22 protein-coding genes are annotated in these 26291 nt (G+C 69.8%); 16 read left to right on the top strand and 6 right to left on the bottom strand.

Annotated elements, in window-relative coordinates; all coding sequences use genetic code 11:
- Window positions 1–3 precede the first annotated feature (3 nt).
- The 4 genes from ACZK39_RS02555 to ACZK39_RS02540 all read right to left on the bottom strand — a co-directional run bounded on the left by ACZK39_RS02555 (window position 4) and on the right by ACZK39_RS02540 (window position 5765).
- Window positions 4–1755 carry a DEAD/DEAH box helicase gene (locus ACZK39_RS02555; protein ID WP_463612406.1) on the bottom strand — a complete coding sequence of 584 codons (1752 nt, stop codon included), beginning with the start codon at window positions 1753–1755 and terminating at the stop codon, window positions 4–6.
- Window positions 1756–1819: 64 nt separating this feature from the next.
- Entirely contained in the window at window positions 1820–3205 is a 1386-nt protein-coding gene (locus tag ACZK39_RS02550; RefSeq protein WP_463612405.1) for a cryptochrome/photolyase family protein, read from the bottom strand.
- Between the two features lie 71 nt (window positions 3206–3276).
- A complete protein-coding gene (locus tag ACZK39_RS02545) occupies window positions 3277–3945 on the bottom strand; it encodes an exonuclease domain-containing protein (protein ID WP_182782367.1) in 669 nt (222 codons plus the stop codon).
- A complete protein-coding gene (locus ACZK39_RS02540) occupies window positions 3942–5765 on the bottom strand; it encodes a DUF294 nucleotidyltransferase-like domain-containing protein (protein ID WP_463612404.1) in 1824 nt (607 codons plus the stop codon). The genes ACZK39_RS02545 and ACZK39_RS02540 overlap by 4 nt, the downstream gene beginning before the upstream one ends.
- Before the next feature lie 175 nt (window positions 5766–5940).
- Between ACZK39_RS02540 and ACZK39_RS02535 the strand changes: the two genes are divergently transcribed.
- From ACZK39_RS02535 to rpsQ, 14 genes are all read left to right on the top strand, one after another.
- Window positions 5941–8922: a glycoside hydrolase family 2 TIM barrel-domain containing protein gene (locus tag ACZK39_RS02535; RefSeq protein ID WP_463612403.1), complete on the top strand. Its 2982-nt coding sequence runs from the start codon at window positions 5941–5943 to the stop codon at window positions 8920–8922.
- Between the two features lie 166 nt (window positions 8923–9088).
- Window positions 9089–11359 (top strand): formate C-acetyltransferase, encoded by a 2271-nt coding sequence (pflB, locus tag ACZK39_RS02530; protein ID WP_463612402.1) that lies wholly within the window; start codon window positions 9089–9091, stop codon window positions 11357–11359.
- On the top strand, window positions 11360–12199 hold the full coding sequence (pflA, locus tag ACZK39_RS02525) for a pyruvate formate-lyase-activating protein (protein ID WP_463612401.1): 840 nt from the start codon (window positions 11360–11362) through the stop codon (window positions 12197–12199). It begins immediately after the preceding gene.
- 275 nt (window positions 12200–12474) lie between these two features.
- Entirely contained in the window at window positions 12475–12786 is a 312-nt protein-coding gene (gene rpsJ / locus ACZK39_RS02520; RefSeq protein ID WP_040284687.1) for a 30S ribosomal protein S10, read from the top strand.
- An 8-nt stretch (window positions 12787–12794) separates the two neighbouring features.
- Window positions 12795–13454, top strand: coding sequence for a 50S ribosomal protein L3 (rplC, locus tag ACZK39_RS02515; protein ID WP_370585709.1), 660 nt, complete (start codon window positions 12795–12797; stop codon window positions 13452–13454).
- Window positions 13451–14191 carry a 50S ribosomal protein L4 gene (gene rplD, locus ACZK39_RS02510; RefSeq protein WP_182782371.1) on the top strand — a complete coding sequence of 247 codons (741 nt, stop codon included), beginning with the start codon at window positions 13451–13453 and terminating at the stop codon, window positions 14189–14191. The genes rplC and rplD overlap by 4 nt, the downstream gene beginning before the upstream one ends.
- A complete protein-coding gene (gene rplW / locus ACZK39_RS02505) occupies window positions 14188–14499 on the top strand; it encodes a 50S ribosomal protein L23 (RefSeq protein WP_370585710.1) in 312 nt (103 codons plus the stop codon). The genes rplD and rplW overlap by 4 nt, the downstream gene beginning before the upstream one ends.
- Window positions 14500–14532: 33 nt before the next feature.
- A complete protein-coding gene (gene rplB / locus ACZK39_RS02500) occupies window positions 14533–15369 on the top strand; it encodes a 50S ribosomal protein L2 (protein WP_182782372.1) in 837 nt (278 codons plus the stop codon).
- A gap of 18 nt (window positions 15370–15387) precedes the next feature.
- Window positions 15388–15669, top strand: coding sequence for a 30S ribosomal protein S19 (gene rpsS / locus ACZK39_RS02495; RefSeq protein WP_182782373.1), 282 nt, complete (start codon window positions 15388–15390; stop codon window positions 15667–15669).
- Window positions 15670–15696: 27 nt separating this feature from the next.
- Entirely contained in the window at window positions 15697–16098 is a 402-nt protein-coding gene (rplV, locus tag ACZK39_RS02490; protein ID WP_182782374.1) for a 50S ribosomal protein L22, read from the top strand.
- 2 nt (window positions 16099–16100) lie between these two features.
- Complete coding sequence (gene rpsC / locus ACZK39_RS02485; protein ID WP_182782375.1) at window positions 16101–16916, top strand: 30S ribosomal protein S3; 816 nt, start codon at window positions 16101–16103, stop codon at window positions 16914–16916.
- 2 nt (window positions 16917–16918) lie between these two features.
- A complete protein-coding gene (gene rplP, locus ACZK39_RS02480) occupies window positions 16919–17338 on the top strand; it encodes a 50S ribosomal protein L16 (RefSeq protein WP_182782376.1) in 420 nt (139 codons plus the stop codon).
- Window positions 17338–17571, top strand: a complete 234-nt coding sequence (rpmC, locus tag ACZK39_RS02475) for a 50S ribosomal protein L29 (protein WP_182782377.1) — start codon at window positions 17338–17340, stop codon at window positions 17569–17571. Before rplP ends, rpmC begins: the two co-directional genes overlap by 1 nt.
- Before the next feature lie 2 nt (window positions 17572–17573).
- On the top strand, window positions 17574–17852 hold the full coding sequence (rpsQ, locus tag ACZK39_RS02470) for a 30S ribosomal protein S17 (protein ID WP_182782378.1): 279 nt from the start codon (window positions 17574–17576) through the stop codon (window positions 17850–17852).
- Window positions 17853–17926: 74 nt separating this feature from the next.
- On the opposite strand, the gene ACZK39_RS02465 is transcribed toward rpsQ, so the two are convergent.
- On the bottom strand, window positions 17927–19744 hold the full coding sequence (locus tag ACZK39_RS02465) for a DUF5585 domain-containing protein (protein ID WP_463612400.1): 1818 nt from the start codon (window positions 19742–19744) through the stop codon (window positions 17927–17929).
- Window positions 19745–19887: 143 nt separating this feature from the next.
- Entirely contained in the window at window positions 19888–20655 is a 768-nt protein-coding gene (locus ACZK39_RS02460; RefSeq protein WP_182782380.1) for an NAD-dependent epimerase/dehydratase family protein, read from the bottom strand.
- A gap of 357 nt (window positions 20656–21012) precedes the next feature.
- On the opposite strand from ACZK39_RS02460, the gene ACZK39_RS02455 reads away from it, so the two are divergent.
- Together ACZK39_RS02455 and ACZK39_RS02450 are read left to right on the top strand one after the other, a co-directional pair.
- The gene (locus ACZK39_RS02455) at window positions 21013–22428 is read left to right on the top strand and encodes a DEAD/DEAH box helicase (RefSeq protein ID WP_182800131.1); all 1416 of its coding nucleotides are present in this window, start codon (window positions 21013–21015) and stop codon (window positions 22426–22428) included.
- Between the two features lie 158 nt (window positions 22429–22586).
- A complete protein-coding gene (locus tag ACZK39_RS02450; protein ID WP_463612399.1) occupies window positions 22587–26252 on the top strand; it encodes an ABC transporter ATP-binding protein/permease in 3666 nt (1221 codons plus the stop codon).
- The last annotated feature ends 39 nt before the right edge of the window (window positions 26253–26291 follow it).

Genomic DNA, 26291 nt, shown 5'->3' with positions numbered 1-26291 from the left:
CGGTCAGCCGCGCAGCCAGGCCCGGATGGTGCTGACCCGCTGGTCCACCTCCGCCTGCGAGGCCTGCGCCAGCGGCGGCCCGCCGCACTCTCGACGGAGGTCCGCGTGCACGTGGCTGTGCGGAACGCCCTTGTGCCGCGCGAACTGCGCCACCAGCGAGTTCAGCTCCTTGCGCTTCGAGGCGATCGCCCGGTGCAGAGCCACCTCGGGCTCGGCCTTCCGGTCGTCGCGTTCACGCCGCCGGAGCTGCCGACGCTGCCGGTCGGCGAGGAGGGCGCTGACCTGGCTTGGCTCGAGCAGGCCGGGCAGGCCGAGGTAGTCCTGCTCGTCGGCCGAGGTGGGCTCGGCATGCATGCCGAAGGCCTGCGAGTCGAACAGGACGTGATCGAAGGTCGCGGAGGATTCCAGCGCCTCGAACTGGCCGAGCAGGTCGTCGGCGGTCGTCTCGCTGCGATTGGCCTGCTCGATCAGCGCCTCCGTCTCGGCCCAGATGTCGACGTCGTCGCCCTTGGGCTTACCGAGGACGTGATCGCGCTGCCGCTCGAGGGTCGCGGCGTGGGCGAGCAGCACCGGGACCGTGGGGAGGAAGACGGTGGCCACCTCGCCCCGTCGTCGGCTGCGCACGAACCGGCCGACGGCCTGCGTGAAGAACAGCGGCGTGGAGGTTGCGGTGGCGTAGACCCCGACGGCCAGGCGGGGCACGTCGACGCCCTCCGAGACCATTCGCACGGCCACCATCCACCGCTCGTCGGACGAGGCGAACGTCTCGATGCGGGTCGTGGCCTTGGCGTCGTCGGAGAGCACGACGCAGGGCTTGCTGCCCGTGAGGTCGTGTAGGAGCCGGGCGTAGGCGCGCGCGGTGGTCTGGTTGGTGGCGATGACGAGGCCCCCGGCGTCGGGGACGTGGCGGCGGACCTCGCTGAGTCGCCTGTCCGCCGCGCGCACCACCGCCGGGATCCATTCGCCGGTGGGCGACAGGGCGGTGCGCCAGGCGTGGGCGGTGAGGTCCTTGGTCATCGGGACGCCCAGGTCGGCGCCCAGCTCGTCGCCGGACTTCGTGCGCCACCGCATCTGCCCGCCGTAGTTCATGAACATCACCGGCCGCACGACGTGGTCGGCCAGGGCCTCGGTGTAGCCGTAGGTGTAGTCGGCGCGCGACTGCTGCACGCCGGGGGCGATGTCGTCATAGGCGACGAACGGGATGGGGTGGTCGTCCGAACGGAAGGGGGTGCCCGTCAGCGCGACCCGGCGGGTGGCGTGGGTGAACGCGTAGGAGATCGACTCGCCCCAGCTCTTGGAATCGCCCGCGTGGTGGATCTCGTCGAAGATGACCAGGGTCTCCTTCGAATGGCACAGCGCCTCGTAGACGTAGGAGCGGGCCGCGACCCCCGCGTACGTGACGGCCGACCCGTGGTACTCCTTCGCACGGCCCCGCCGCGACGACCCACCCAGCCCCGGGTCCAGCTGGATCCCGACCCTGGCGGCGGCGTCCGCCCACTGCACCTTGAGGTGCTCGGTGGGGGTCACCACGACGATGCGGCGCACCGTCCGCGACGACAGCAGGGTCAGCGCGACCCTCAGCGCGAACGTGGTCTTGCCTGCTCCGGGGGTGGCCACGCAGAGAAAGTCGCGGGGCTGGTCCCGCGCGTACTGCTCAAGCGCCGCGGCCTGCCAGGCCCGCAGCGACGACGCGGTACCCCACGCCGCCCGTTGCGGGAATGCGGGGGACAGGTGGTCCAGGGCGGAGGAAGACATACGGTCGGTGACTCTAGCCGCCGGGTGCGCCGTGACCCAAGCCCCGACACGCCGGGCAGGGCGTTCAGCCGGCTTTTCCCGCGCGGAGGGATTCGTAGGCGGCGAGCGCGCGGGCTCGGCCGTCGGCGAGCGAGATGACGGGCTCGGGTCGATCGGCGAGGTCGACGTGCCAGGACAGTGGGGCGGCCGCGCCGAAGTCTCGGGCGCCGTCGGCCTCCGGGGCGAGCCAGTGCGAGCGGTAGGCGGCTCGTGGGTCGAACTTGGTGGCCTGCGTGTCGGGGTTGAAGATCCGGAAGTAGGGCGACGCGTCGGGCCCGCAGCCCGCCACCCACTGCCAGTTCATCGCGTTGGAGGCGGCGTCCCAGTCGGTGAGCGTCCGCTCGAACCAGCCCAGCCCCACGCGCCAGTCGACGAGAAGGTGCTTGGTCAGGTAGCTGGCGGCGATCATCCGCACCCGGTTGTGCATCCGGCCGGTCGCCCACAGCTCCCGCATCCCCGCGTCGACCATGGCCACCCCGGTGCGGCCGCGGCGCCACAGCTCGGCCGCCTCCCCGTCGCCGTCCCACGGGAAGGACTCCCACTCCGGGCGCCAGCAGCGCTCGCCGAGGGTGGGGGACTCGTGGAACAGGTCGCGGGCGAACTCGCGCCAGGCCAGCTCGGAGAGGAAGCCCTCCACGCCGGGTCGTCCCTCGTGCCAGGCCGGGAGACACCGGTGCCAGATGGTGCGCGCGCTGATCTCGCCGACGGCCAGCGCATCGGACAGGCCTGAGGTGGCCGGGCGCCACGGGTCGTCGCGGTGCGCCTGGTAGTCCTCGACGGCCGCGTCCAGGAAGTCCTCCAGGCGCTGCACGGCGGCCGCCTCCCCGGCGTCGACGTGGCCGGCCACCACGTCCCAGCCGCGGCGCATCGCCGCCCGGGCCTCGGGCCAGTCCAGCGGGTCCGACCACGGCCAGGAGTCGGGCGGCCGGAGCTCCGGTGGCGCCACGGGTTGACGGATGTCCAGCTGCTTGAGCGCCTTGAAGAAGGGCGAGTACACGCGGAACGTGCCGCCCGAGCCGGTCCTCACGGAGCCGCGCGGCACCAGGTCCGCCAAGGGATGGAGGCTCAGCCGCGCGCCGGCCCGGGTGACCGCGTCGTCGAGGCCGTCGTCGGCGGCGAAGGGAAAGCCGACGGTGGTGTGGACCGATGCCGCATCAGTGTCGCGGATGACCGAGGCCAACACGTCCGTGGGGCGCCCCCGCCGCACCGTGAGCCTGCTGCCGTGGCGCCGGAGCTCGGCGTCCAGCGCGGGCAGGCTCAAGGCCTGTCGTTCGGCGGAGGCGGGGTGCGCGGCCGCCTCGTCGGGATCGAGGATGACGAGCGGCACGACGCTGCCCTCGGCGGCGGCGGCCACGAGGGCCGGATGGTCCTCGACGCGAAGTACTCGCCTGAACCAGCAGATGGTGGTCATCGGGTATCGAAGCTCCTTGATCGCCGCGGCCGGGGCGCGCGAGGGACGTGGGGCGAGTGTAGTGGCGGGGGTCAGGAGAAGCGCAGGAGCTGGCCGAGGTCCTTGACTCCCAGCTCCTGGGCCAGGGCCAGGTACAGCTCCGCGCAGGCCAGGGCGTCGACCACGGCATCGTGGCCGCGGTAGTGCGGCAGCCCGGCGCGTGAGCGGAGCTTCCAGAGCCTCAGCGCGTCGCGGGGGTGGTCCTCGTCGAAGCCCAGTGCCCGATGCCCGAGCGCCATCGTGTCCACGGCGGGCAGCTCGATGCTCACGCCGTAGAGGAGGCGCACCGCGGCGGCCAGGAACCCCACCTCGATCGCGGCATGGTGGGCCAGCAGCACCCTGCCGGTGAGGCGTTCGAACACGCGGTCCAGCGCCTCGGCGCTGGGGATGGCGTCGGCGAGCTCGTCGTCGGTGATCTGGTGGATGACGGCGGACTGGCCCACCTCGTGACCGGGGTTGACGTAGAAGTTGGTGGCGGTGCCGAGCGGGATACTCAGCCCCGTCACGTCGATCATCCCGACCGAGAGAATGTGGTCGGCGGCCGGGGTCAAGCCGGTGGTCTCGAAGTCGACGGCGAGCAGGGCCAGCTCGGAGATCGGGGTGCTTCGTGGCACAGGCTCGGCGCTGAGGTAGCGGCGCAGCGCGCCGTCGGGCACCTTGTCCGCGGCCCCCGCGTTGGTGCGGCGGAACGGCCACCTCATGAGATGAAGTGCGTCTGGAACGTCACGGTGAGCGCAGATCGGGCCTTGCCGACGATCGAGAAGGCGTCGCGCAGGTGGCGGCGCTCGAAGTCCGACAGGTCCCCGGGATCGATGTGGCTGTCAGGCTCCTCGCCGGCGGCCACCTGCCTCCCCTGGTGCTGGAGGCGCGTGTAGCCGAGGAACTCGTAGGCGTCGAGCAGGTTGTCCACCTCGGCGCCGTGCTCGGCCGCGGCCAGCAGCCGCCCCCGGGTGGAGACCTGCGGCAGCCCTTTGTGCAGCGCGTGGATGCGGGCCACGTCGACGATGGGGTTGATGCCGCCCAGCTTGATGTCGAGACGGTCGCGGTGCTGGCCCTTCTTCTCGACGACGAGGCCGCGGAGGAACCCGATCGGCACCTCGGCGTCGTTGGCGTGCTTGGCCAGGTGGCCGAGGAACCGCGTCGAGGACGGCGCGGTCCGCAGGATGCGCTGCTGGAGGGCCGTGTACAGCGTGTGGTCGCCGTGGACGGGGCGCATGTCGAAGAAGATCGAGGAGTTGAGGACGGCCTCCGACGTGGGGGCCGCGAGCCAGGAGACGAATTCGCGGCTCCACGCCGCCAGCGGTTTGCGCCACTGCGGGTTGGTGGCCATGGCATCGCCCTTGCAGCGGGGAAAGCCGCACTCGACGAGGGCGGAGGTCACCGATTCGGCCAGCTGCTCGAAGTAGGGCGCGTGGCCGGGCTCGTAGTCGTCGCTGAGGATCAGGGCGTGGTCCTGGTCCGAGGCGAGCGCCTGTTCCCCGCGGGCCAGCGAGCCCAGCGCCACCCAGCAGTAGGGCACCGGGGGGGCGCCGAGCTGCTCCTCGGCCAGCTCCAGCAGCCGTTGCCACAGCGCCTCCGTGGTCCGGCTCACGATCCGGGTGATGTCCTCGGCGGTGGCGTCCTGGCGCAGGAGGCGACCCACCAGCTTCGGTACCCTCCCCATGACGCGCGCCAGCGAGGCAGGGTCCGACTGCCGCGCCAGGTCCCCGACCACGTAGAGCGGGCTCGAGCGCTCCAACCGCATCAGATCGCCTGAGGTGACCATGCCGAGGACCCGGTCGCCATCCATCACCGGGAGGTGGTGGATCTTGTGCTCCACGAGGTTCAGCAGGACGTCCAGGGCGAGGGCGTCGTGGCTGATCGTGTGCGGCGCGGTGGACATGGACTCCGCCAGCGGCGACGAGGGTGCCACGGCCCGCGCGACCACCCGGCGCAGGTCCCGGTCGGTGAGGATGCCCACCAGGGCGTCAGCTTCAGTGACGAGGATGGCCGAGACGCGCGCCTCGTCCATCGCCTGGGCGGCCTCGCCGACGGTCGCGTCCGCCTGGATGGTGATGGGGGAGCGGGTGATCATCTCGGAGACGGGAACCTGCAGGACGGGGCCGCCCTCGGGGACCTGGCGGGTGGCATCGCTCAACCGCGACTCGGTGAAGTAACGCCGCACCTCCGGCACCGCGAGCAGCTCCCGGACCGCGTCCGGGGCGAACGACCACAGCAACGTGTCCTCGAGCGCGGTGAACGTGAAGCGGGACGGCCGCTCCTCGATGATGGACAGCTGCCCGAAGCAGGCGCCCTGCTCGTCGTGGTCGATGAGGTCGCCCCCGGCGTCGACGATCTCCACGGCCCCCGAGCGGACCAGGAACATCGCGGTGGGGGCGGAGCCGGCGGCGAGGATCACCGTGCCCCTGCGGACGTAGCGCCCGACGGCGCGCTTCGCGAAGGCGGAGATGCGGCCGGGAGGGAGCAGGGACCACGGCTCGCGGGCGGCCAGGAATTGGGTGATGTCGGCAAGCTCAGACACGGCGGATCCCCTTCGATCGTCGTTGCGCGCAGCCTACCCGTCGCCCCTGCGCCGGGCACGACTCGCCGTCTGAGTGGGGCCTCGGGTACCGGGAGGGCGCCGGGGTAGGGATGCGACGGCGTGTCGTGCACGGGGAGGGGGCGCTGGATAGGGTGAGGGGGAGTCTGGACGAGCCATGGAGGGCAGAGCAGTGTCGGAGATCGAGTCGTTCGCGCCGGGGTCGGGGCGACGGGTGCAGCCGAGGTCGCGGGTGGCCTCGGACGCCGCCGAGATCGACCTGAGCGGCACGTGGCGCTTCCGGTACTCCGCCCGGCCCGACCTGGCGCCCGACGGTGCCGCCGCCGTCGACCTCGACGACTCCGGCTGGGACCAGATCGACGTGCCGAGCCATTGGGTCCTTCCAGGTCGCGGCGACTGGGGCAGACCTGCCTACACCAACGTCAACTTCCCCTTCCCCGTGGAGCCCCCGCACGTCCCCGACGACAACCCCACCGGCGATTACCGCGTCGAGTTCGACCTGCCCGACGGCTTCGGGGACCGGGTGTTCCTGCGCTTCGACGGCGTGGAGTCCCTTGCCATCGCGTCCCTCAACGGCTCCCTGGTGGGCGTGGTGCGGGGGAGCCGGCTGGCCCAGGAGCTCGACGTCACCGACGAGGCCAGGCCCGGGCGCAACGTGCTCCACGTGCGCGTCCACCAGTGGTCGGCGGCCAGCTACGTGGAGGACCAGGACCAATGGTGGCTGCCCGGCATCTTCCGGCCGGTGACCGTCCTTGCCCGCCCCGCTGCCGGGATCGACGACCTCTGGCTGCGCGCGGACTTCGATCCCGAGACCGGCGAGGGCACCCTGATGCCCGAGGTGCGCGCCGACGCCGCGGCGTTCCCGGTCACGATCAGTCTCGACGAGCTCGGCCTGGCCCACACCTTCGAGGCCCCAGGAGACGTTGCGCCGATCCCGGTGGGCGTCGTCGACCCGTGGAGCGCGGACCGGCCCCGCCTCTACGACGCCCGGGTGAGCAACGCCGCGGAGACGCGAACCCTGCGAGTGGGGTTCCGGCGCATCGAGATCGTGGGCCACGAGTGGCTCGTCAACGGCCGCAAGCTGCGTATCCGCGGCGTGAACCGGCACGAGTACGACCCCGACCACGGCCGGGTCTTCGATCGCGACCGGGTGCGCGCCCAGCTTCACCTGATGAAGCGCCACAACATCAACGCCGTGCGTACCTCGCACTACCCGCCCCACCCGGAGTTCTTCGAGCTGACCGACGAGGTGGGGCTGTGGGTGATCGACGAGTGCGACCTCGAGACCCACGGCTTCGAGCGCGGCGGGTGGGTGGACAACCCCACGGACGATCCCCGCTGGCGCGAGGCGCTCGTGGACCGCGTGATCCGGATGTTCGAACGCGACAAGAACCACCCGTCGATCGTCGCGTGGTCGCTCGGCAACGAGGCCGGCACCGGGGCCAACGCCGCCGCGATGGCCGCGTGGCTGCACCGCCGTGACCCCGACCGCCCCGTGCACTACGAGCCCGACTTCGAGGGCCGCTACACCGACATGGTCTCGCGCATGTACGCCACGGTGGAGGAGATGGAGGACCTGTCCGCCGGCACCGGCCGCAACCTCCGTGGCTCCGCGGGGCGCAGCGCCGTGCTCGCGGGCCGCCCCATGATCCTGTGCGAGTACCTGCACGCCATGGGCAACGGCGCCGGGGCGGTGGCCGAGTACGAGGAGCGCTTCGACGCGCTGCCCCAATGGCACGGCGGCTTCGTGTGGGAGTGGCGCGACCACGGGCTGCGCACCACCACACCCGACGGCGTGGAGTACTTCGGCTACGGCGGCGACTTCGGCGAGCAGCTCCACGACGGCTCCTTCGTCTGCGACGGCATGGTGCTCTCCGACGGGACCCCCACCACGATGCTGGCCGAGTACGCCGCGGTGGTGACCCCCGTGAAGCTCACCGTCACAGACGAGGAGCTCGGGGTGGAGAACCGACGCCACGACGGCGACACCAGCGATCTGCGCATCGTGTGGCGCGACGAGCTGGACGGCCTCGAGATCGCCTCGGGCGAGGTGGAGATCCGGCCGGTGGCCCCAGGGGAGCTGGTCTGCGTCGAGCTGCCGCCGTTCCACGCCCCCGAGGCCGGGGAGCTGTGGCGCACCGTCGAGGCCGTGATGGCCGACGGCGGGCCATGGGCGCCGGCCGGCCACGTGGTCAGCCGGGTCCAGTCACTCCTCGCCGAGGCGCCGCCCGCCCCGCGACACCCGGTGACCGGCGAGACGCCCACGCCCTCCGGCGGCGTCTACAACCTCGGCCCCGCCGCCTTCGACGCGCGCACCGGAGACCTCCTGGAACTCGCCGGCCGCGATGTCCGCGGCCCGCGGCTGGAGCTGTGGCGGGCCCCCACTGAGAACGACTCGCTCGCGGGATTCAACTCCTACGTGGACGTGGAGGCCACCGCCTCGCGTGGCGTCGGCGCGCCCGCGCCGTCGTCGCTTGAGCAGTGGCGAGACGCAGGGTTGGACCGCCTGCACCGTCGTGTGCTGTCGGTCACCCCTGGTCCCGGCCGCCTCACGGTCCTGCATCGCTACGCCCCCGCCGCCACCAGGCAGGCGGTCACCGTCGAGCTGATCTGGTCTCTCGACGGCGACGACCTCCGGCTTGATGCCTCAGCCGAGCCGACGAAGGACTGGGAGGGCACGTGGCCGCGGATCGGCCTCCACTTCGAGCTTCCCCTCGGGCTCACCCGCGCGGCCTGGTTCGGCACCGGCCCGCACGAAAACTATGTGGACTCCTCGACCGCCGCCCACGTGGGGCGATTCCGGTCGATGATCGAGGATCTGGTGGTGAACTACGCCGTCCCGCAGGAGAGCGGGCATCGGATGGAGCTGCGCGAGCTGAGCCTCCCCGAGCTGGGCCTCGCCCTCCACGCCGAGCGGGCCGGAGGGGAGCTGCCCGGCTTCTCCCTGCGCGCCCACGACGCCCACCAGGTGACGACGGCCCGCCATCCGCACGAACTGGGGGAGCCCACTGCCATGCACCTGTACGTCGACGCCCAACAGCACGGGCTCGGTTCCCGATCCTGCGGGCCCGACGTGCGGCCGGAGTATATGCTGCGCCCCCGCGCCGCCGCGTGGTCATTGAGGTGGGCCGCCGAGTAGCCCGCGATAGGTGGGGCCGGCCCCCGGCGGAGTTCCTACGAGGAGTAGTATCAATTCCATCGTTGGCGACACCGCGGTGGCCGGCTCCTGGACGGAACCGCCCCGGTGCTCGGCCGACGTCGCTCGCCAGTGAGAGACACTCTTGATCCTTCTCACAGGGAGCACCATGACGGCCTCGGCCACCCTCCGCAACACCGACACCGCAGAAGACCCCTGGAGCGGTTTCCGCCCGGGGCCGTGGCAGCACAGCATCGATGTGCGCAGCTTCATCCTGAGCAACTTCACCCCGTACACCGGTGACGCCGCCTTCCTCACCGGACCCACGGAGAAGACGCTGCGCGTCTGGGAGACCCTGCAGCGGGACTTCCTCAGCGTGGAGCGCGCCCGTCGCGTCTATGACGTCGAGACCCACATCCCCGGCGACGTGGACGCCTTCCCCGCGGGCTACATCTGCGGCGACGACGATGTCATCGTCGGGCTGCAGACCGACACGCCGCTGAAGCGCCCCATGATGCCCGCCGGCGGCTGGCGGATGGTGGAGACGGCCATCCGCGAGGCCGGGCTGGAGCCCGACCAGCGGGTCAAGGAGATCTTCACCCGGTACCGCAAGACCCACAACGAGGCCGTCTTCGACATCTACACCCCCCGGATCCGCAAGGCGCGCAGCGCGCACCTCATCACCGGCCTGCCGGACGCCTACGGTCGCGGGCGGATCATCGGCGACTACCGAAGGGTGGCACTGTACGGGGTGGACCGCCTCATCGAGCAGAAGAAGGTCGACCTCGACGCAGTGGCCGGCCAGCCGTTCTCCGAGAACTGGGCCCGTTACCGCGAGGAGCACGCCGAGCAGATCAAGGCGCTCCAGAAGCTGAAGAACCTGGGCGACAGCTATGGCTTCGATCTCCGGCGCCCCGCCGCGACCTTCGTCGAATCCGTGCAGTGGACCTACCTCGCCTACCTCGCCTCGGTGAAGAGCCAGGACGGCGCCGCGATGAGCATCGGCCGGCTCTCCGGCTTCTTCGACGTCTACGCCGAACGCGACCTCGCAGCCGGCCTCCTCACCGAGGAGGGCGTGCAGGAGGTCATCGACGCGCTGGTCACCAAGCTGCGCATCGTCCGGTTCCTCCGCACGAAGGACTACGACCAGATCTTCTCCGGGGACCCCTACTGGGCTACCTGGTCCGACGGCGGGTTCGCCGACGACGGCCGCACCCTGGTGACGAAGACGTCGTTCCGGCTGCTGCAGACGCTGCGCAACCTCGGCCCCGCCCCGGAGCCGAACATCACCGTCTACTGGGATGCGGCGCTGCCGGCCGGGTACAAGGAGTTCTGCTCGCTCATCTCGATCGAGACCTCCGCGCTCCAGTACGAGTCGGATCGGGAGATCCGGTGCCACTGGGGCGACGACACCGCCATCGCGTGCTGCGTCTCGCCCATGGCCATCGGCAAGCAGATGCAGTTCTTCGGCGCCCGGCTCAACACCGCCAAGGCGTTCCTGTACGCCATCAACGGCGGCCGGGACGAGATGACCGGCAAGACCGTGGTGGACGGCTATGCGCCCATCACCGGTGACCAGCCGCTGGACTTCGAGACCGTCTGGGCGCGCTACGACGAGATGCTCACCTGGGCCGTCGAGACCTACGTCGAGGCGCTCAACATCATCCACTACTGCCACGACAAGTACGCCTACGAGGCCATCGAGATGGCGCTGCACGACGACGAGATCGTGCGCACGCTGGGCTGCGGCATTGCCGGACTGTCCATCGTGGCCGACTCGCTCGCGGCCATCCGGTACGCCTCCGTCACCCCGGTGCGCGACGACACGGGCCTGGTGATCGACTACCTCACCGAGGGGGACTTCCCGAGGTACGGCAACGACGACGACCGCGCCGACGAGCTCGCCCAACTCGTGGTCTCCACGGTCATGGACAAGATCCGCGCCATCCGGCTCTACCGGGACGCAGTGCCCACCCAGTCGGTGCTGACCATCACCTCCAACGTCGTCTACGGCAAGGCCACCGGTGCCTTCCCCTGCGGCCACGCCGCCGGCACGCCCTTCGCGCCCGGTGCCAACCCGGAGAACGGGGCCGACACCCACGGGATGCTCGCCTCCATGATGAGCGTCGGCAAGCTCGCCTACGACGACGCACTGGACGGCATCTCGCTGACCAACACCATCACGCCCCAGGCGCTCGGCCGCACCGAGGGTGAGCGCGTCGCCAACCTGGTCGGCATCCTCGACGCGGGCATGGAGGAGGGGCTGTACCACGCCAACATCAACGTCCTGAACCGCGAGACTCTCCTCGACGCCATGGAGCACCCGGAGAACTATCCGCAGCTCACCATCCGCGTCTCGGGGTATGCGGTCAACTTCGTCAAGCTGACCCGCGAGCAGCAGCTCGACGTGCTCTCGCGGACCTTCCACGAGGCCCTCTAGGTGGCTGTGGCCTCCCCGGCGGCGCCCGCGGCGCGTCACGCCTCCATGCTCGGGGGAATCCCGACGGCGGAGGCGCTGGGCCGTTCGGAGCTCCTGGCCGCGCAGCGCGCCGGCGAGGTGGGCTCGCTGCACTCCTGGGAGCTGGTCACCGCCGTCGACGGTCCGGGCACGCGGATGACGACCTTCCTCGCGGGGTGTCCGCTGCGCTGCCTCTACTGCCACAACCCGGACACGATGGCGGCCTCGCGCGGGGTTCCAGTGCGGGCCGAGGACCTGCTGGCCCGGATCCGGCGCTACCGGGGCGTCTTCCGCGCCACGGGCGGCGGGATCACCCTCTCCGGCGGCGAGGTGCTCCAGCAGCCGGCGTTCGCGGCGCGGGTTCTGAGGGGCGCCAAGGAGATGGGCGTCCACACAGCCCTGGACACCTCCGGGTTCCTCGGCCGGCACGCCACCGACGAGCTGCTGGCCGACGTGGATCTGGTGCTGTTGGACGTCAAAGCGGGGGACGAGGCCACCTACCGGCGGGTGACGGGGCGGTCCCTTGCCCCCACGCTGGAGTTCGGCCGACGGTTGTCAGGGCTCGGCATCGAGACGTGGATCCGGTTCGTCCTGGTCCCCGGCCTGACCGACGATCCCGCCACCATCGCGCCGATCGCCGAGTATGCTGCCTCACTCCCCGCGGTCGGGCGTGTCGAGGTGCTCCCGTTCCACCAGATGGGCCGGCAGAAGTGGGCGGAGGCCGGACTGGAGTACTCCCTCGCGGACACGCGGGCGCCGTCGCCGGAGATAGTTGAGGAGGCGCGGGCGCTGTTCCGCGGCCGGGGGCTCGTGGTGTACTGACCCTCCCTGCTGAGGGACCCCGCGATTTGGCGCCTCGCCCCAGGCATGCCAGAATGGTCCGGTTGCTCCGCGATGGGGTCGGCGTCCTTGGCGCCATGCCCCGCGAGTGAGGTCGAGCAGACGCCCAAGCGCGAGATGTGGCCTTCCTTCACCGGAAGGGTTGTCTTACCTTGCGGCTGAGGGCGCGACACTCCCGACCTCGGGGGTTGGAGTGACAAGGGTTTATACCCTCAAAGGAACGTGAAATTTCCACAGGGCTAGAAGTAAGGAACGACGTGGCTGGACAAAAGATCCGCATCAGGCTGCGGGCCTATGACCATGAGGTCATCGACAGCTCGGCGCGCAAGATCGTCGACACTGTGACCCGCACGGGCGCGAAGGTGGCCGGCCCGGTGCCGCTGCCGACGGAGAAGAACGTGTACTGCGTCATCCGTTCGCCCCACAAGTACAAGGACAGCCGCGAGCACTTCGAGATGCGCACGCACAAGCGCCTCATCGACATCCTCGACCCGACGCCGAAGACCGTCGATTCGCTGATGCGCCTCGATCTGCCCGCCGGTGTTGACATCGAGATCAAGCTCCCGTGAGGTCTGAAGTGATGAGTGAACGAATCGTGAAGGGCATCCTGGGCACCAAGCTCGGCATGACCCAGTTGTGGGACGAGAACAACAAGATCGTCCCTGTGACCGTGATCCAGGCCGGACCCTGCGTCGTCACGCAGGTGCGCACCCCCGAGACCGACGGCTACTCCGCCGTGCAGCTCGGCTTCGGTGCCATCAAGGCCAAGAAGGTCACCAAGCCGGCCGCCGGGCACTTCGCCAAGGCGGACGTCACCCCGCGCAAGCGGCTGGTGGAGCTCCGCACCGCTGATGCGTCGGAGTTCACCTTGGGCCAGGAGCTGACCGCGGAGGTCTTCGCCGACGGCGAGATCGTCGACGTGACCGGCACCACGAAGGGCAAGGGCACCGCGGGCGTCATGAAGCGCCACGGCTTCCACGGCCTCAAGGCCTCGCACGGTGTGCACCGCAAGCACCGCTCGCCTGGCTCCATCGGTGGCTGCTCCACCCCCGGCAAGGTCTTCAAGGGCCTCAAGATGGCCGGCCGGATGGGCAACGAGAAGGTCACCATCCAGAACCTCAAGATCCACGCCGTCGACGCTGAGCGTGGTCTGCTGCTGGTCCGCGGCGCCATCCCCGGTAACAACGGGTCGCTCGTCGTCGTCCGCAGCGCAGCCAAGAAGGGTGTTGTCGCATGAGCGATCTGACAGTTGACGTCGTCGACGCCAAGGGCAAGAAGGCCGGCAAGGTCGACCTTCCCGGCGATCTGTTCGACACGCAGACCAACATTCCCCTGATCCACCAGGTTGTCGTGGCCCAGCTGGCCGCGGCCCGTCAGGGCACGCACTCCACCAAGACCCGCGGTGAAGTCCGCGGCGGTGGCATCAAGCCGTGGCGCCAGAAGGGCACCGGCCGCGCCCGTCAGGGTTCGCGCCGCGCCCCCCAGTGGGCCGGTGGCGGCGTCGTGCACGGCCCGCAGCCGCGCGACTACTCGCAGCGCACCCCCAAGAAGATGATCGCCGCCGCACTGCGCGGCGCGCTGTCGGACCGGGCCCGCGAGGGCGGCGTGTTCGTCATCTCCGAGATCGTGGCGGGGGAGAAGCCCTCCACCAAGTCGGCCATCGAGGCATTGACGAGCGTGGCCGGGGATCTGAGCAAGGTGCTGGTCGTGCTGGACCGCTTCGAGGACGTGGCCTGGCTGAGCCTGCGCAACGTCCCCACGGTGCACGCGCTCGCCGTCGATCAGCTCAACACCTACGACGTGCTGGTCAACGACAAGGTGGTCTTCACCTCGGCTGCACTGGCCGCGTTCTCGGCCGGTCCCGCGGTGGGCAAGTCGGCCAAGGCCGTCGCCACCGAATCCGAGGCCGCCGCCGAGGAGACCGCTGTCGAGGCCCCCAAGGCCGAGAAGAAGACTGAGGAGAAGGACAAGTGACCACTGCGCTGAAGATCCGCGATCACCGCGACGTCATCCTGCGCCCCGTGGTGAGCGAGAAGAGCTACAACCTGCTCGATGACGGCAAGTACACCTTCATCGTCTCCCCGGACGCCAACAAGACCGAGATCAAGATCGCCATTGAGGCCATCTTCGATGTCAAGGTCACCTCCGTGAACACCCTCAACCGCACGGGTAAGCGCCGCCGCACCAAGTACGGGTACGGCAAGAAGGTCGACACCAAGCGTGCGATCGTCACCGTGGCCGAGGGCCAGAGCATCGACATCTTCGGAGGCCCGGTCAACTGACCGGCGAGCCGCTGAGAGAAGGAACTTAGACTCATGGGTATCCGTAAGTACAAGCCGACCACGCCGGGCCGTCGCGGCTCCAGCGTGTCCGACTTCGTTGAACTCACGCGCTCCACGCCGGAGAAGTCGCTGCTCGCGCCGAAGTCGAAGACCGGTGGCCGCAACAACACTGGGCGCATCACGACGCGTCACATCGGTGGAGGCCACAAGCAGGCCTACCGCATCATCGACTTCAAGCGCTACGACAAGGACGGCGTGCCGGCCAAGGTCGCTCACATCGAGTACGACCCCAACCGCACCGCCCGCATCGCGCTGCTGCACTACGCCGACGGCGAGAAGCGCTACATCATCGCGCCGAACGGCCTGGCTCAGGGCACTGTGGTCACCGCCGGCGAGGGCTCGGACATCAAGCCGGGCAACAACCTCGAGCTGCGCCAGATCCCCGTCGGCACCACGGTGCACGCGGTGGAGATGCGCCCAGGCGGCGGAGCCAAGCTCGGCCGTTCGGCCGGCGCGGCCATCCAGCTGGTTGCCCGCGAGGGCAAGTACGCCACGCTGCGCATGCCGTCTGGTGAAATGCGCCTGGTCGACGTCCGCTGTCGCGCCTCGATCGGCACGGTCGGCAACGCCGAGCAGTCCAACATCAACTGGGGCAAGGCCGGCCGCAACCGCTGGAAGGGCATCCGCCCGACCGTCCGCGGCGTCGTGATGAACCCCGTCGACCACCCCCACGGTGGTGGCGAGGGCCGCACGTCGGGTGGCCGCCACCCTGTGTCGCCCTGGGGCAAGCCCGAGGGACGCACCCGTGACAAGAACAAGGCGAGCAGTCGACTCATCGTCCGCCGTCGCAAGACCGGCAAGAAGCGCTGATAGGGAGCCTGAGGAAATATGCCACGCAGCCTGAAGAAGGGCCCCTTCGTCGACGACCACCTGCAGAAGAAGGTGGACGTTCAGAACGACAAGGGCACCAAGAATGTCATCAAGACCTGGTCGCGACGCTCGATGATCATCCCCGACATGCTGGGGCACACCATCGCAGTGCACGACGGCCGCAAGCACGTCCCGGTGTTCGTCACCGAGTCGATGATCGGTCACAAGTTGGGCGAGTTCGCTCCCACGCGCACCTTCAAGGGTCACGTGAAGGACGACAAAAAGGCCCGTCGCCGCTGAGGCGCGAGATAAGGAACTGAATCAACTATGAGCAACGAAAACGGCAACAGCCGTCGTCGCGAGAACCTGCTCGGTGATCGTCCTGGCTCGTTCGCCATCGCGCGCCACGTCCGGATGAGCCCCACCAAGGTCCGTCGAGTCGTCGACCTGGTCCGCGGCATGGACGTCAAGGACGCCCTTGTCGCCCTGAAGTTCGCCCCGCAGGCCGCGTCCGAGCCCGTGTACAAGGTTGTGGCCTCGGCCGTGGCCAACGCGGAGTCGGCCGAGGCCCTGCGCTCCGGCGACCTGTACATCTCCAAGGCGTTCGTCGACGAGGGCGTGACGCTGCGTCGAATCCGGCCCCGTGCGAAGGGGTCGGCCAGCCGCATCCTCAAGCGCGGCGCCCACATCACAGTGGTCGTCGAACCCCGCGAGACGAAGGGAGCCTGATTATGGGCCAAAAGATCAACCCGATTGGCTTCCGCCTCGGCATCACCACCGATCACAACTCCCGCTGGTACAGCGACAAGCAGTACTCGGAGTTCGTCGGCGAGGACGTCAAGATCCGCCAGTACCTGACCAAGACTCTTGAGCGCGCCGGCGTTTCGTCGATCGAGATCGAGCGTCGCTCGGAGCGGGTGACCATCTTCCTCCACGCCGCACGTCCGGGCATCGTCATCGGCCGCAACGGCGCCGAGGCGGAGCGCGTCCGCGCCGAGCTGGAGAAGCTGACCGGCAAGCAGGTGCAGCTGAACATCCTCGAGGTCAAGAACCCCGAGATCGATGCGCAGCTCGTGGCTCAGGGAGTCGCCGAGCAGCTCGGCGCCCGTGTCGCCTTCCGTCGCGCCATGCGCAAGGCCCAGCAGACGGCCATGCGTTCCGGCGCCGTGGGCATCAAGATCAAGTGCTCGGGTCGTCTCGGTGGCGCCGAAATGTCGCGCTCCGAGGGTTACCGCGAAGGCCGTGTGCCGCTGCACACGCTGCGCGCCGACATCGACTACGGCTTCTTCGAGGCCCGCACCACGTTCGGCCGGATCGGCGTCAAGGTGTGGATCTACAAGGGCGACGTCACCGGCACCCGCGCCGAGCGCGCTGCCCAGAAGGCCGCCCGTAACAACGCCCCCGGTGGCCGTCAGCAGCGTCCGGGCCGTCGTCCCGCCCGCGGCGAGGCTCGTGGGGACCGTCCCGAGCGCGGCGGTCGCCGTCGCGCCGACGCAGCCCAGGCCGAGGCCCCGGCTGCGCCCGCAACCGAGAACGCAGGAGCCTGATCATGCTGATTCCTCGTCGCGTGAAGTTCCGTAAGCAGCACCACCCCACGCGTGACGGTGCGGCCAAGGGCGGCACCAAGCTCGCCTTCGGTGAGTACGGCATCCAGGCGCTCGAGTCCTCGTACCTGACCAACCGTCAGATCGAGGCCGCTCGTATCGCCATGACCCGTCACATCAAGCGTGGCGGCAAGGTCTGGATCAACGTGTATCCGGACCGCCCCCTGACCAAGAAGCCGGCCGAGACCCGCATGGGTTCCGGCAAGGGTTCCCCCGAGTGGTGGATCGCCAACATCAAGCCCGGACGCGTGCTGTTCGAGCTGTCCGGCGTCCCAGAGGACGTGGCCCGCGAGGCCATGCGTCTGGCCATCCACAAGCTGCCCTTCAAGGCACGCTTCATCAAGCGCGAAGCAGGTGATATCTGATGAGTAACTCTCTCGCCGCACACGATCTTCGTGGTCTGTCGCGTGATCAGCTCAACGCCAAGGTCGTTGAGCTGAAGGAGGAACTGTTCGGCCTTCGTTTCCAGGCTGCCACCGGCCAGCTGGAGTCGAGCAGCCGCATGCGCAACGTCCGTAAGGACATTGCACGCATCTACACCGTGCTGCAGGAGCGCAACCTCGGCATCGTCGACGAGCCGGTTGTTGAGGAGAAGTGAATATGAGCGAAGACACCACCACCACTGAACAGCGCGGCGCCCGCAAGGTGCTGCAGGGCGTTGTCGTGTCCGACAAGATGGACAAGACGATCGTGGTCCTCGTCGAGGACCGCGTCAAGCACCCGCTGTACGGCAAGGTCATGACCAAGTCGTCCCGCCTCAAGGCGCACGACGAGGAGAACTCGGCCGGCATCGGCGACCGCGTTCGCGTCATGGAGACCCGTCCGCTGTCCGCGCAGAAGCGCTGGCGCCTGGTCGAGATCATCGAGCGCGCCAAGTAAGGCAGACTCACCAGCAGAAGGCCCGCACCCCCTCTTGGGGAGCGGGCCTTCTGCATGTCCGGCGACTGGCCTGGCTACCGGCCGGTGGAGGGGAGACCGGGACGGGCGAGTTCAGGCGCGGGCGCCTTGCTGGGCTTTTGCGTCGGTGTCGGAGCCTGAGTCGGGGTGGGCGTGGGGGAGGGGGATGGCCGTGGTTCCTCGGTGATCAACACGGTCTGGGAAGGGTGGCCCAGCTCGTGGCGCGCGATGATGGGGGCACGGCTGGGGTGCTCGATGGTGACGGTAGCCTCAGCCGAGTAGCACCCCGGCAGGGCCAGCCGGGTCCGGGCCAGCCCCGTGGCCCCGAAGCCGGCGCCCGATCCAGGCAGCAACACGTCGTCATAGCGCCCGACGGTTGCTCCCCCGGACCAGTCCACGCCCTCGCAGGTGGGCCCGCCGTCGGCCTGCCGCGGACTGACGGGCCCGATGATGCGTCCTGAGGCGCTCACAGCCAGCTCCGTCGAATCGGGCACCGCCACCCCGGGCACGCCGTCGAGGCTCAGTGCGTCAGAGGCCTCGACCCCGGCACGAGCCGTGCCGTGCGGGCTCAGGCGGGTGGTGATCATGGGGGCGAGCACCAGGCTTGTCTCGGGCAGCTGGGGCCAGCTGGGCGCGGCCGGGGGAGTGACGAACTCAGCCGGCGCAAGGGCCTCCACCCAGTGGTAGTACCCGGGGCCGGGGAACCTCAGCGAGGTGGACGCGGCCTCGGCCGAACCGTCGGGGCCGTAGCGTCCGGAGAAGACCGCCTCGCCCACGGGCTGGGTGTCGGCCGCGGATGCGGCAGCGAGGTCCTCGAGGGAGGCGAAGGGACCGTAGAGGGTGGTGGTGCCGGAGAAGCGCGCTCCTGGCCTGCCGCCGGCCACGGTCACCAGATCCACCGCCGGCTCGCCGGCCACGGCCACCACGTCCCGGGTGCGCGTGGTGACGGCGGGGGTGAAGTGGGGGGCGAGCGAGGCCTCCACGGTGGCGACGACCGATTCAGGGCTGGGCGCCGCGAGCAGCCGCTGGACAGTCCGCTCGGCGGGCACGAAGACCCGGGGTGCCGATCCCGCCAGCCCAGCGAAGCTGACTGACACATTGCCGACCGAGGGCTCGGATCCTGGGCGCGCCATCGTCACGCGGATGTCGGCCACGCCGGAGGTCCCCGTCGTGGAGGGCGCCGACTCGACGGTGGAGGCCCCCGTTGGCGCGACCGAGAGCGTGACCCCTGGCACGGCGATGCCCGCCCTCGAGGTCACCGAGGCGCGAAGCTGGCCTGAGGGCGCCGCCAGGGTGGGGCGGGAGACCCACTCGAGCCGGGCCGTGTAGGGCCCCGCGAATCTGGCCGCCGCGCGGGTGAGGCGCTCGAACTCCGTCCCCGTCGACGGCTGCGCGGCGACCACGGCCGCCCATCGGGCGGACTCGCGGGCCCGCTGCTGCGCCCCGTCGACCGTCCGCACGCGGACGAAGTGCTCGACGGCGGCGCCGGTGTCGGCTGAGGGACTCTGCCCGGTGTGCGTGAGGACCCAGGCGAGGTCCGCCCTCTCAGCCTCGGAGAGTGTCGCGGTGCCGTTGCCGTGCAGGAGTGCGCCGTCGTCGGCCAGACCCGACTGCTTGACCAGTGGCGTCCCCGCGGGAGCCTCCTCCCAGTCCGTGGCGCGCCTGGGCGGTGCGGACATCAGGTCCGCGCAGTACGCGGTGACCGGGCCCATCCGGTAGGCGCCGTACCAGTCCCGCCCGGTGCGAGGCATCGACACCGTGTGCCCGGCGCCGGCCAGCGGGCCGTCCTGGGGCCGGGCGTCGGCGGGAGCGGGCGCGACGAGGAGGGTCAGTATCACGGTGATGAGCAGGGCGATGGCGGGGCGTGGTCTCATGATCAGGGGCTTCCTGGTTGCGGTCGGGTTCGCACCACTCTTGGTGAGAACCCCACCGCTTTCCCAGGTCACGTGCGGCCTGTGGAGAACGTGTCAGCCGCGCCGACCTCGTGCTGTGGAGGGAAGGGCGCCGCCCGGCAGGCTCAGGAGCCCTCGGGCCAGGAGTCCGGCGTGGGTTCCGCGGTGTCCTCCTCGGCCTCGGAATGGTCGGTCCACGAGTCCTTCGGCCGGTAGCCGAGCTCCAGCATGGTGTTGGTGAGGTCCCAACGACGATTGGGGTTGTCCGAGACGGCGTAGTAGAGCCCGAACCGCACCTCCGCCTCGATGGCGCAGCGCACCACCTCGACGGTGTCGTCCTCGCTCAGCCACATCGCCCGCAGCAGGTCGAGGTCGGTGTCGTGGGTGGTCTTTGAGCTCCAGCCGATCCTCAACGCGATGAAGTCCATGCCGTGCTGGTCGTGGTAGAACCGGCCGAGCGCCTCGCCGAACACCTTTGACACCCCGTAGAGCGAATCCGGGCGGGGGAGCATGTGCGGATACACCGGCCACTGCTCGTCGCGGTCGTACATCCCCATCGCGTGATTGGAGGAGGCGAAGACGAAGCGCCGCACCCCCGCCTCGCGGGCGGCCTCCAGCGCGTTGCGCAGGCCCACGATGTTGGCGCTCAGCACGGCGTCCCACGTCGACTCGGGCGATGCCGCGCCCGCCATGTGGACGACGGTGTCCACCCCCTCCATGAGGGCGAGGGTGTCGTCGTAGTCCGTGAGGTCCGCGATGCGGATGGTGTCCGGGTCGTCATCGTCGGGGTGACGCCCCTGGAGGACGAGGTCGTACTCGTCGCGCAACCGGCGTGCCAGGAGTGCTCCGATGCCGCCTGTGGCGCCCGTGATGAGGATTCTGCGCTGTGCCATGACGCCCATCCTGCCAGCGGCGACGAGGCACGATGCGGCCTCCGTGGAACGCGTGGGGTAGAGTACCGCCCAGCACTCGGATCGTTCTGCTCTGAGTTCCTCTAGCTTCTTTCTCCGATGCCATCGCGCTGCGGACACCTAGGAGCCTGCTGAACAATCATGCCTCGGCTGCGGCGCACCGGATCGGGCGATCTGGCACCCCTCCATCTGGATATGGACGTCAAGTACACGCACCAGATGTAGTGGCACCACCTCATCCCGCCCGGCACGTCCTCGCCGGAGACAGCATTGTTCAGCACACTCCTAGTCCGCGCCGGGCAGAACCGCTGCATCACCCCCACACGGGAGTCTTTCCTCATGTCTTCACTGTCCTTCGGCGCGCTCGGCGTGCCCGCACCCCTCGCCTCCATCCTCGCTGAGCGAGACATCACCCTCCCCACGCCCATCCAGGCCGCGACGCTGCCGGACTCGCTCAGCGGCCGCGACGTGCTGGGCCGGGGCCGCACAGGCTCGGGCAAGACCTACGCCTTCCTGCTGCCGCTGGTGGCACGCCTCTCATCCTCCGGCACCCGTCGCGCCGCCAAGCGGCCGCGCGCCATGATCCTCGCCCCCACCCGGGAGCTCGCGATCCAGATCGACGAGGCGCTCGCGCCGCTGGCGGCCTCCGCGGGGCTCACCTCGCGCACCATCTTCGGCGGCGTCAACCAGAAGCCGCAGGCGGCGGCCCTCACCAGGGGCGTTGACGTGATCGTCGCGTGCCCGGGCCGTCTGGAGGACCTGATCGCCCAGGGCGTCGCCTCCCTGGCCGGCGTCGAGATCACCATCATCGACGAGGCCGACCACATGGCGGACCTCGGGTTCCTGCCGTCCGTGCGCCGGCTGCTGTCCCAGACCCCGAAGGCCGGGCAGCGCATGCTGTTCTCCGCCACCCTGGACAAGGCCGTGGGGACCCTGGTGAACCAGTTCATGACCAACCCCGTCGTGCACGAGGCGGACTCGGCCGAGTCGCCCGTCGCCACGATGACCCACCACGTGCTGCACGTGGCAGACGACCACCACCTCCCGGTCCTCATCGACCTCGCGGCCGCTCCGGGCCGGTCGGTGGTGTTCACCCGCACCAAGCACCGCGCCAAGAAGATCGCCCGCCAGCTCAATGCCGCCGGGATCCCGGCCGTCGAGCTGCAGGGCAACATGAGCCAGAACGCGCGCGAGCGCTCCATGGCGGCCTTCCATGCAGGCACGGCCCAGACGCTCGTGGCCACCGACGTCGCGGCGCGCGGCATCCACGTCGACGATGTCGGCCTGGTCATCCACGCGGACCCGCCGGTGGAACACAAGGCCTACACGCACCGCTCGGGCCGCACCGCCCGCGCCGGGGCCGAGGGCACCGTCGTCACGCTCATGCTCGACGGGCAGCGCTCGGACGTGCGCGACCTCACCCGCAAGGCGGGCGTCAATCCCACCATCACCCGCGCCGACGCGCGACACCCGGTGCTGCGCGAGATCGCGCCCGGGGAGCGCTCCTTCCCGGGCGGCCTCATCAAGCCCGAACCCCAGGAGGGGCAGGGCGGTGGCGGCCGTCGCGGTGGGGCGTCAGCGCGACCGCGCAGTGGGTCCGACCGTCCGCAGGGTGGTCGCGGCCAGCGTCCCCAGGTCCAGCGCGGCGAGCGTCCCGCCGAGGGCCGTTCCCGACGGCCCGCCGCGGCGGCCACCGCCTCGGCGGGTGGAGTCGCCCGGTTCTCGGCCGAGAGCGGTCGTCGCAGGAGCCGCTAGCGGGACACTCATCCTGAGCTGTCACAAGTCGCCCGGTCCGCACCACGCGGCCCGGGCGACTCGCACGTCCGGCGAACCGGCTCTGGTCTGTTGGATGCAGTGACGTATCCTGGAAGGCTCACGGCCCAGAAGCCGCGACATCCTGTCACCGAGGCCCCATGCTGCAGCTTGAGAAAGTCCGCAAGTCGTACACCACAGGCGACTTCACCCAGGTGGCACTGGACGACGTCTCCATCGCCTTCCGCGACAACGAGTTCGTCGCGATCCTCGGTCCCTCAGGTTCCGGCAAGACCACCCTGCTCAACGTCGTGGGCGGTCTCGACCACTACGACTCGGGCAACCTCGTCATCGACGGCATCCCCACCGACGAGTACCGCGACCGTGACTGGGACACCTACCGCAACAATCGCATCGGGTTCGTCTTCCAGGCGTACAACCTCATCCCGCACCAGAGCGTCCTCTCCAATGTCGAGCTGGCTCTCACGCTGGCAGGCGTCTCGCCCTCCGAGCGGAAGCGACGAGCCATGGCGGCGCTGTCCGAGGTGGGCCTGGCCGAGCACGTGCACAAGCGCCCCAACCAGCTCTCCGGCGGCCAGATGCAGCGCGTCGCCATTGCCCGCGCGCTGATCAACGACCCGGACATCCTGCTGGCAGACGAGCCCACCGGCGCCCTCGACACGGCCACCAGCGTCCAGATCATGGCCCTGCTGACAGACATCGCCCGCGACCGCCTGGTCATCATGGTGACGCACAACCCCGAGCTGGCCAAGGAGTACGCCACCCGCACCGTCCAGCTCCGCGACGGGGTCGTCTTCTCCGACACCGATCCCTACCAGCCCGGGCAGCAGCAGGAGAGCGGACGCCCGGCGCGGCGCACCGCCATGAGCTTCCTCACCGCCATCGCGTTGTCGTTCAACAACCTGATGACGAAGAAGGGCCGCACCCTGATGACGTCGTTCGCGGGCAGCATCGGCATCATCGGCATCGCCGCGATCCTCGCGCTCGCCAACGGCGTCGGCCTCTACATCAAGGGTGTCGAGGAGGACACGCTGTCGATGTATCCGCTGTCCATCGAGCGGCAGGGCTTCGACCTCACCTCCCTACTGGCGGGGTCGCCAGACGGACGCGACGACGATGCCCCGGCGCCCGTCGAGGGTGAGGTGCCGGAGGCCCAGCGCGTCTCCAGGATGCTCGGCGGGGTCGGCACCAACGACCTCGCCTCCCTGAAGAGATACTTCGACGACGGCGACAGCGGGATCGACGACTTCGTCAACTCCATCGAGTACAGCTACGACGTCACCCCTCGGATCTACGCCGAGACGCGGGAAGGGCCCCGCCAGGTCAACCCCGACACCACCTTCAACTCCGTCGGGTTGGACCCTACCTCCACCGTCAACTCGCTCCTGGGCCCCGGCGCGGGATCCGGGGTGTTCAGCGAGCTGGTCGAGGACCTGTCGCTGGTGGAGACCCACTACGAGGTGCTCGCCGGAGACTGGCCCGACGACGCCCTCGAGACCGTCGTCGTGCTCAGCCCCAGCGGCAGGGTGAGCGACCTCACGCTCTATGCCATGGGGCTGCGCGACCCGGCCGAGCTCGACGTGATGGTCACCCAACTCGCGAACGAGGAGCCCATCACCGAGCCCGGTGCCGCGATCACCGTCACCTACGACGACCTGCTGGCCGCGACATTCCGGCTCGTCAACGTGCCCGACCTCTACAGCTACGACGCCGAGTTCGGCGTGTGGACCGACCGGAGCTCCGACGAGGGCCACGTGGCGAGCGTCGTCGACTCGGCCGAGACGTTGGAGGTGGTCGGCGTCGTGCAGGCCGTGGAGGACAGCACGATCCTGCAGTCTGGCATCTACTACACCCCCGCGCTCACCAGGCACGTCATCGAGAAGGCGGCGGGCAGCGAGATCGTCGCCGACCAGCTGGCCCGTAGCGACACCAACGTGCTCACCGGCCGCAGTTTCGCCGACGACCGGGCCGCCGCCGAGGAGATGGACCTCTCGCAGCTCATCAGCTTCGACCAGGATGCCATCGCTGGGGCCTTCACCTTCGACGCCGACGCCCTCGAGATCGACACCTCAGCACTGGAGAATCTCAGCCTGCCGGAGTTCGCTCTGGACCCCTCGTCCCTGCCGGAGCTGGATCTCGCCGCACTCCTGGGGGAGCTCGACCTGGCCTCCGTCGTCGCGGCGCCAGACATGGGCGCCGAGGCCGGTCAGGTGGTCAGCTGGACCACCTCGCTGGCCACCTCGTTCGCGGTCTTCGTCACTGAGAACAAGCTCGATCCGGCCGACACGGAGGCCAACTTCCGGCTCTTCCTCCAATCGCCGACCGGGCAACAGCTCCTCGTCGGCACCGTGCAGGAACCTCGTCCGCTCGACGCCGAGACTCTCGCAGGACTGCTGGAGGCCCTCCTCGGTTTCGCCGCGACGCCCCTTCAACCGCCGTCCGACGCCACCGAGCAGCCCGCCCCCGCGCCGAGCGCCCCGTCGCCCGGCGCTGAGGCGAGGGTCGAGGCGTTCCTGAGTTCGGAGCAGGGTCAGGCGGCGCTGGCGGCCACCGGCGGGCTTATCGACCCGGAGGCGCTGGTGGCGGCCGCTCAGGCCTATGACCGGTTCGTCGAGCAGGTGCAGCCGGCCACGGACGAGCAGCCCGACGTCGCGGCGCTGGTGCGGGCCTTCCTGGACTCGCCGCAGGGCCTGGACCTGCTGACGCGCCTGGGGGCGGCGCCCGCCGGGCAGGCACCGGCTGCCGAGGCACCGGGGGAGGAGGCCGGGTTGCTCACGCAGCTGGTGCGCGGCTACCTGGCCTACACCGTCGACAACGGCCTGCCCATCGACGGCGTGGAGGCTAACCTCGACGGCTTCCTCGCCTCGCCTCAAGGCGCGGACCTCCTCGCCGAGACCAGTGGCCTGATCGACACCGACGCCCTCACCGCGCAGCTGCAAAGCGCGATGGGCTCCTACATCGCGGATGTGATGGGAGAGCTGACCGGCGCCCTGTCCACGCAGCTGGCGGACGCGCTCGGCACCCAGGTCTCCGCCGCCATCGAGGGCTCGATGGGCCGGTTGAGCGAGAACATGGCCGACGCCATGAGCATCGACGAGGCGGTCTTCGCCGACGCGTTCCAGCTCAACCGCAACCAGGACGAGCTGACCCAGCTGTTGATGGCGATGACCACGCGGCAGCTGAGCTCCTACGAGGGCAACCTGCGTACGCTCGGCTTCGCCGATCTCACCGACCCGTCCACCATCCAGATCTTTCCCAAGGACTTCGAGTCCAAGGAGCGCGTGCTGGACATCCTCGACGCCTACAACGCCAGCGCCAAGGAGGCCGGCGACGAGGATCGCGTCATCACCTTCACCGACATCGTCGGGGCGCTGATGGGCTCGGTCACCGACATCATCAACACCATCAGCTACGTGCTGGTGGCCTTCGTGGCGATCTCCCTGGTGGTCAGCTCCATCATGATCGGCGTCATCACCTACATCTCGGTGCTGGAGCGCAAGAAGGAGATCGGAATCCTGCGCTCCATCGGTGCGAGCAAGCGCGACATCAGGCGCGTGTTCAACGCCGAGACCCTCATCGTCGGGTTCGTGGCGGGCCTGCTCGGCGTGGTGGTCACGTTCCTGCTGACCATTCCCGCCAACGCCATCGTCGAGGCCAACTTCGACGTGCCGAACGTGGCTCAGCTGCCGCTGCAGGCGGCTGTGATCCTGGTGCTGGTCAGCATGGGGTTGACGGCGCTGGCGGGCCTGATCCCGGCGTCGGCCGCGTCGCGCAAGGACCCGGTCGAGGCGCTGCGCAGCGAATGACGGCAGAGGCGCGCGGAGACGGGAGAGGGCCTCGTCGGG

Source organism: Tessaracoccus luoxuelianae, from assembly GCF_055326245.1.
The sequence above is the reverse complement of the archived record's forward strand: the minus strand, read 5'-3'. Positions and strand labels throughout refer to the sequence as shown.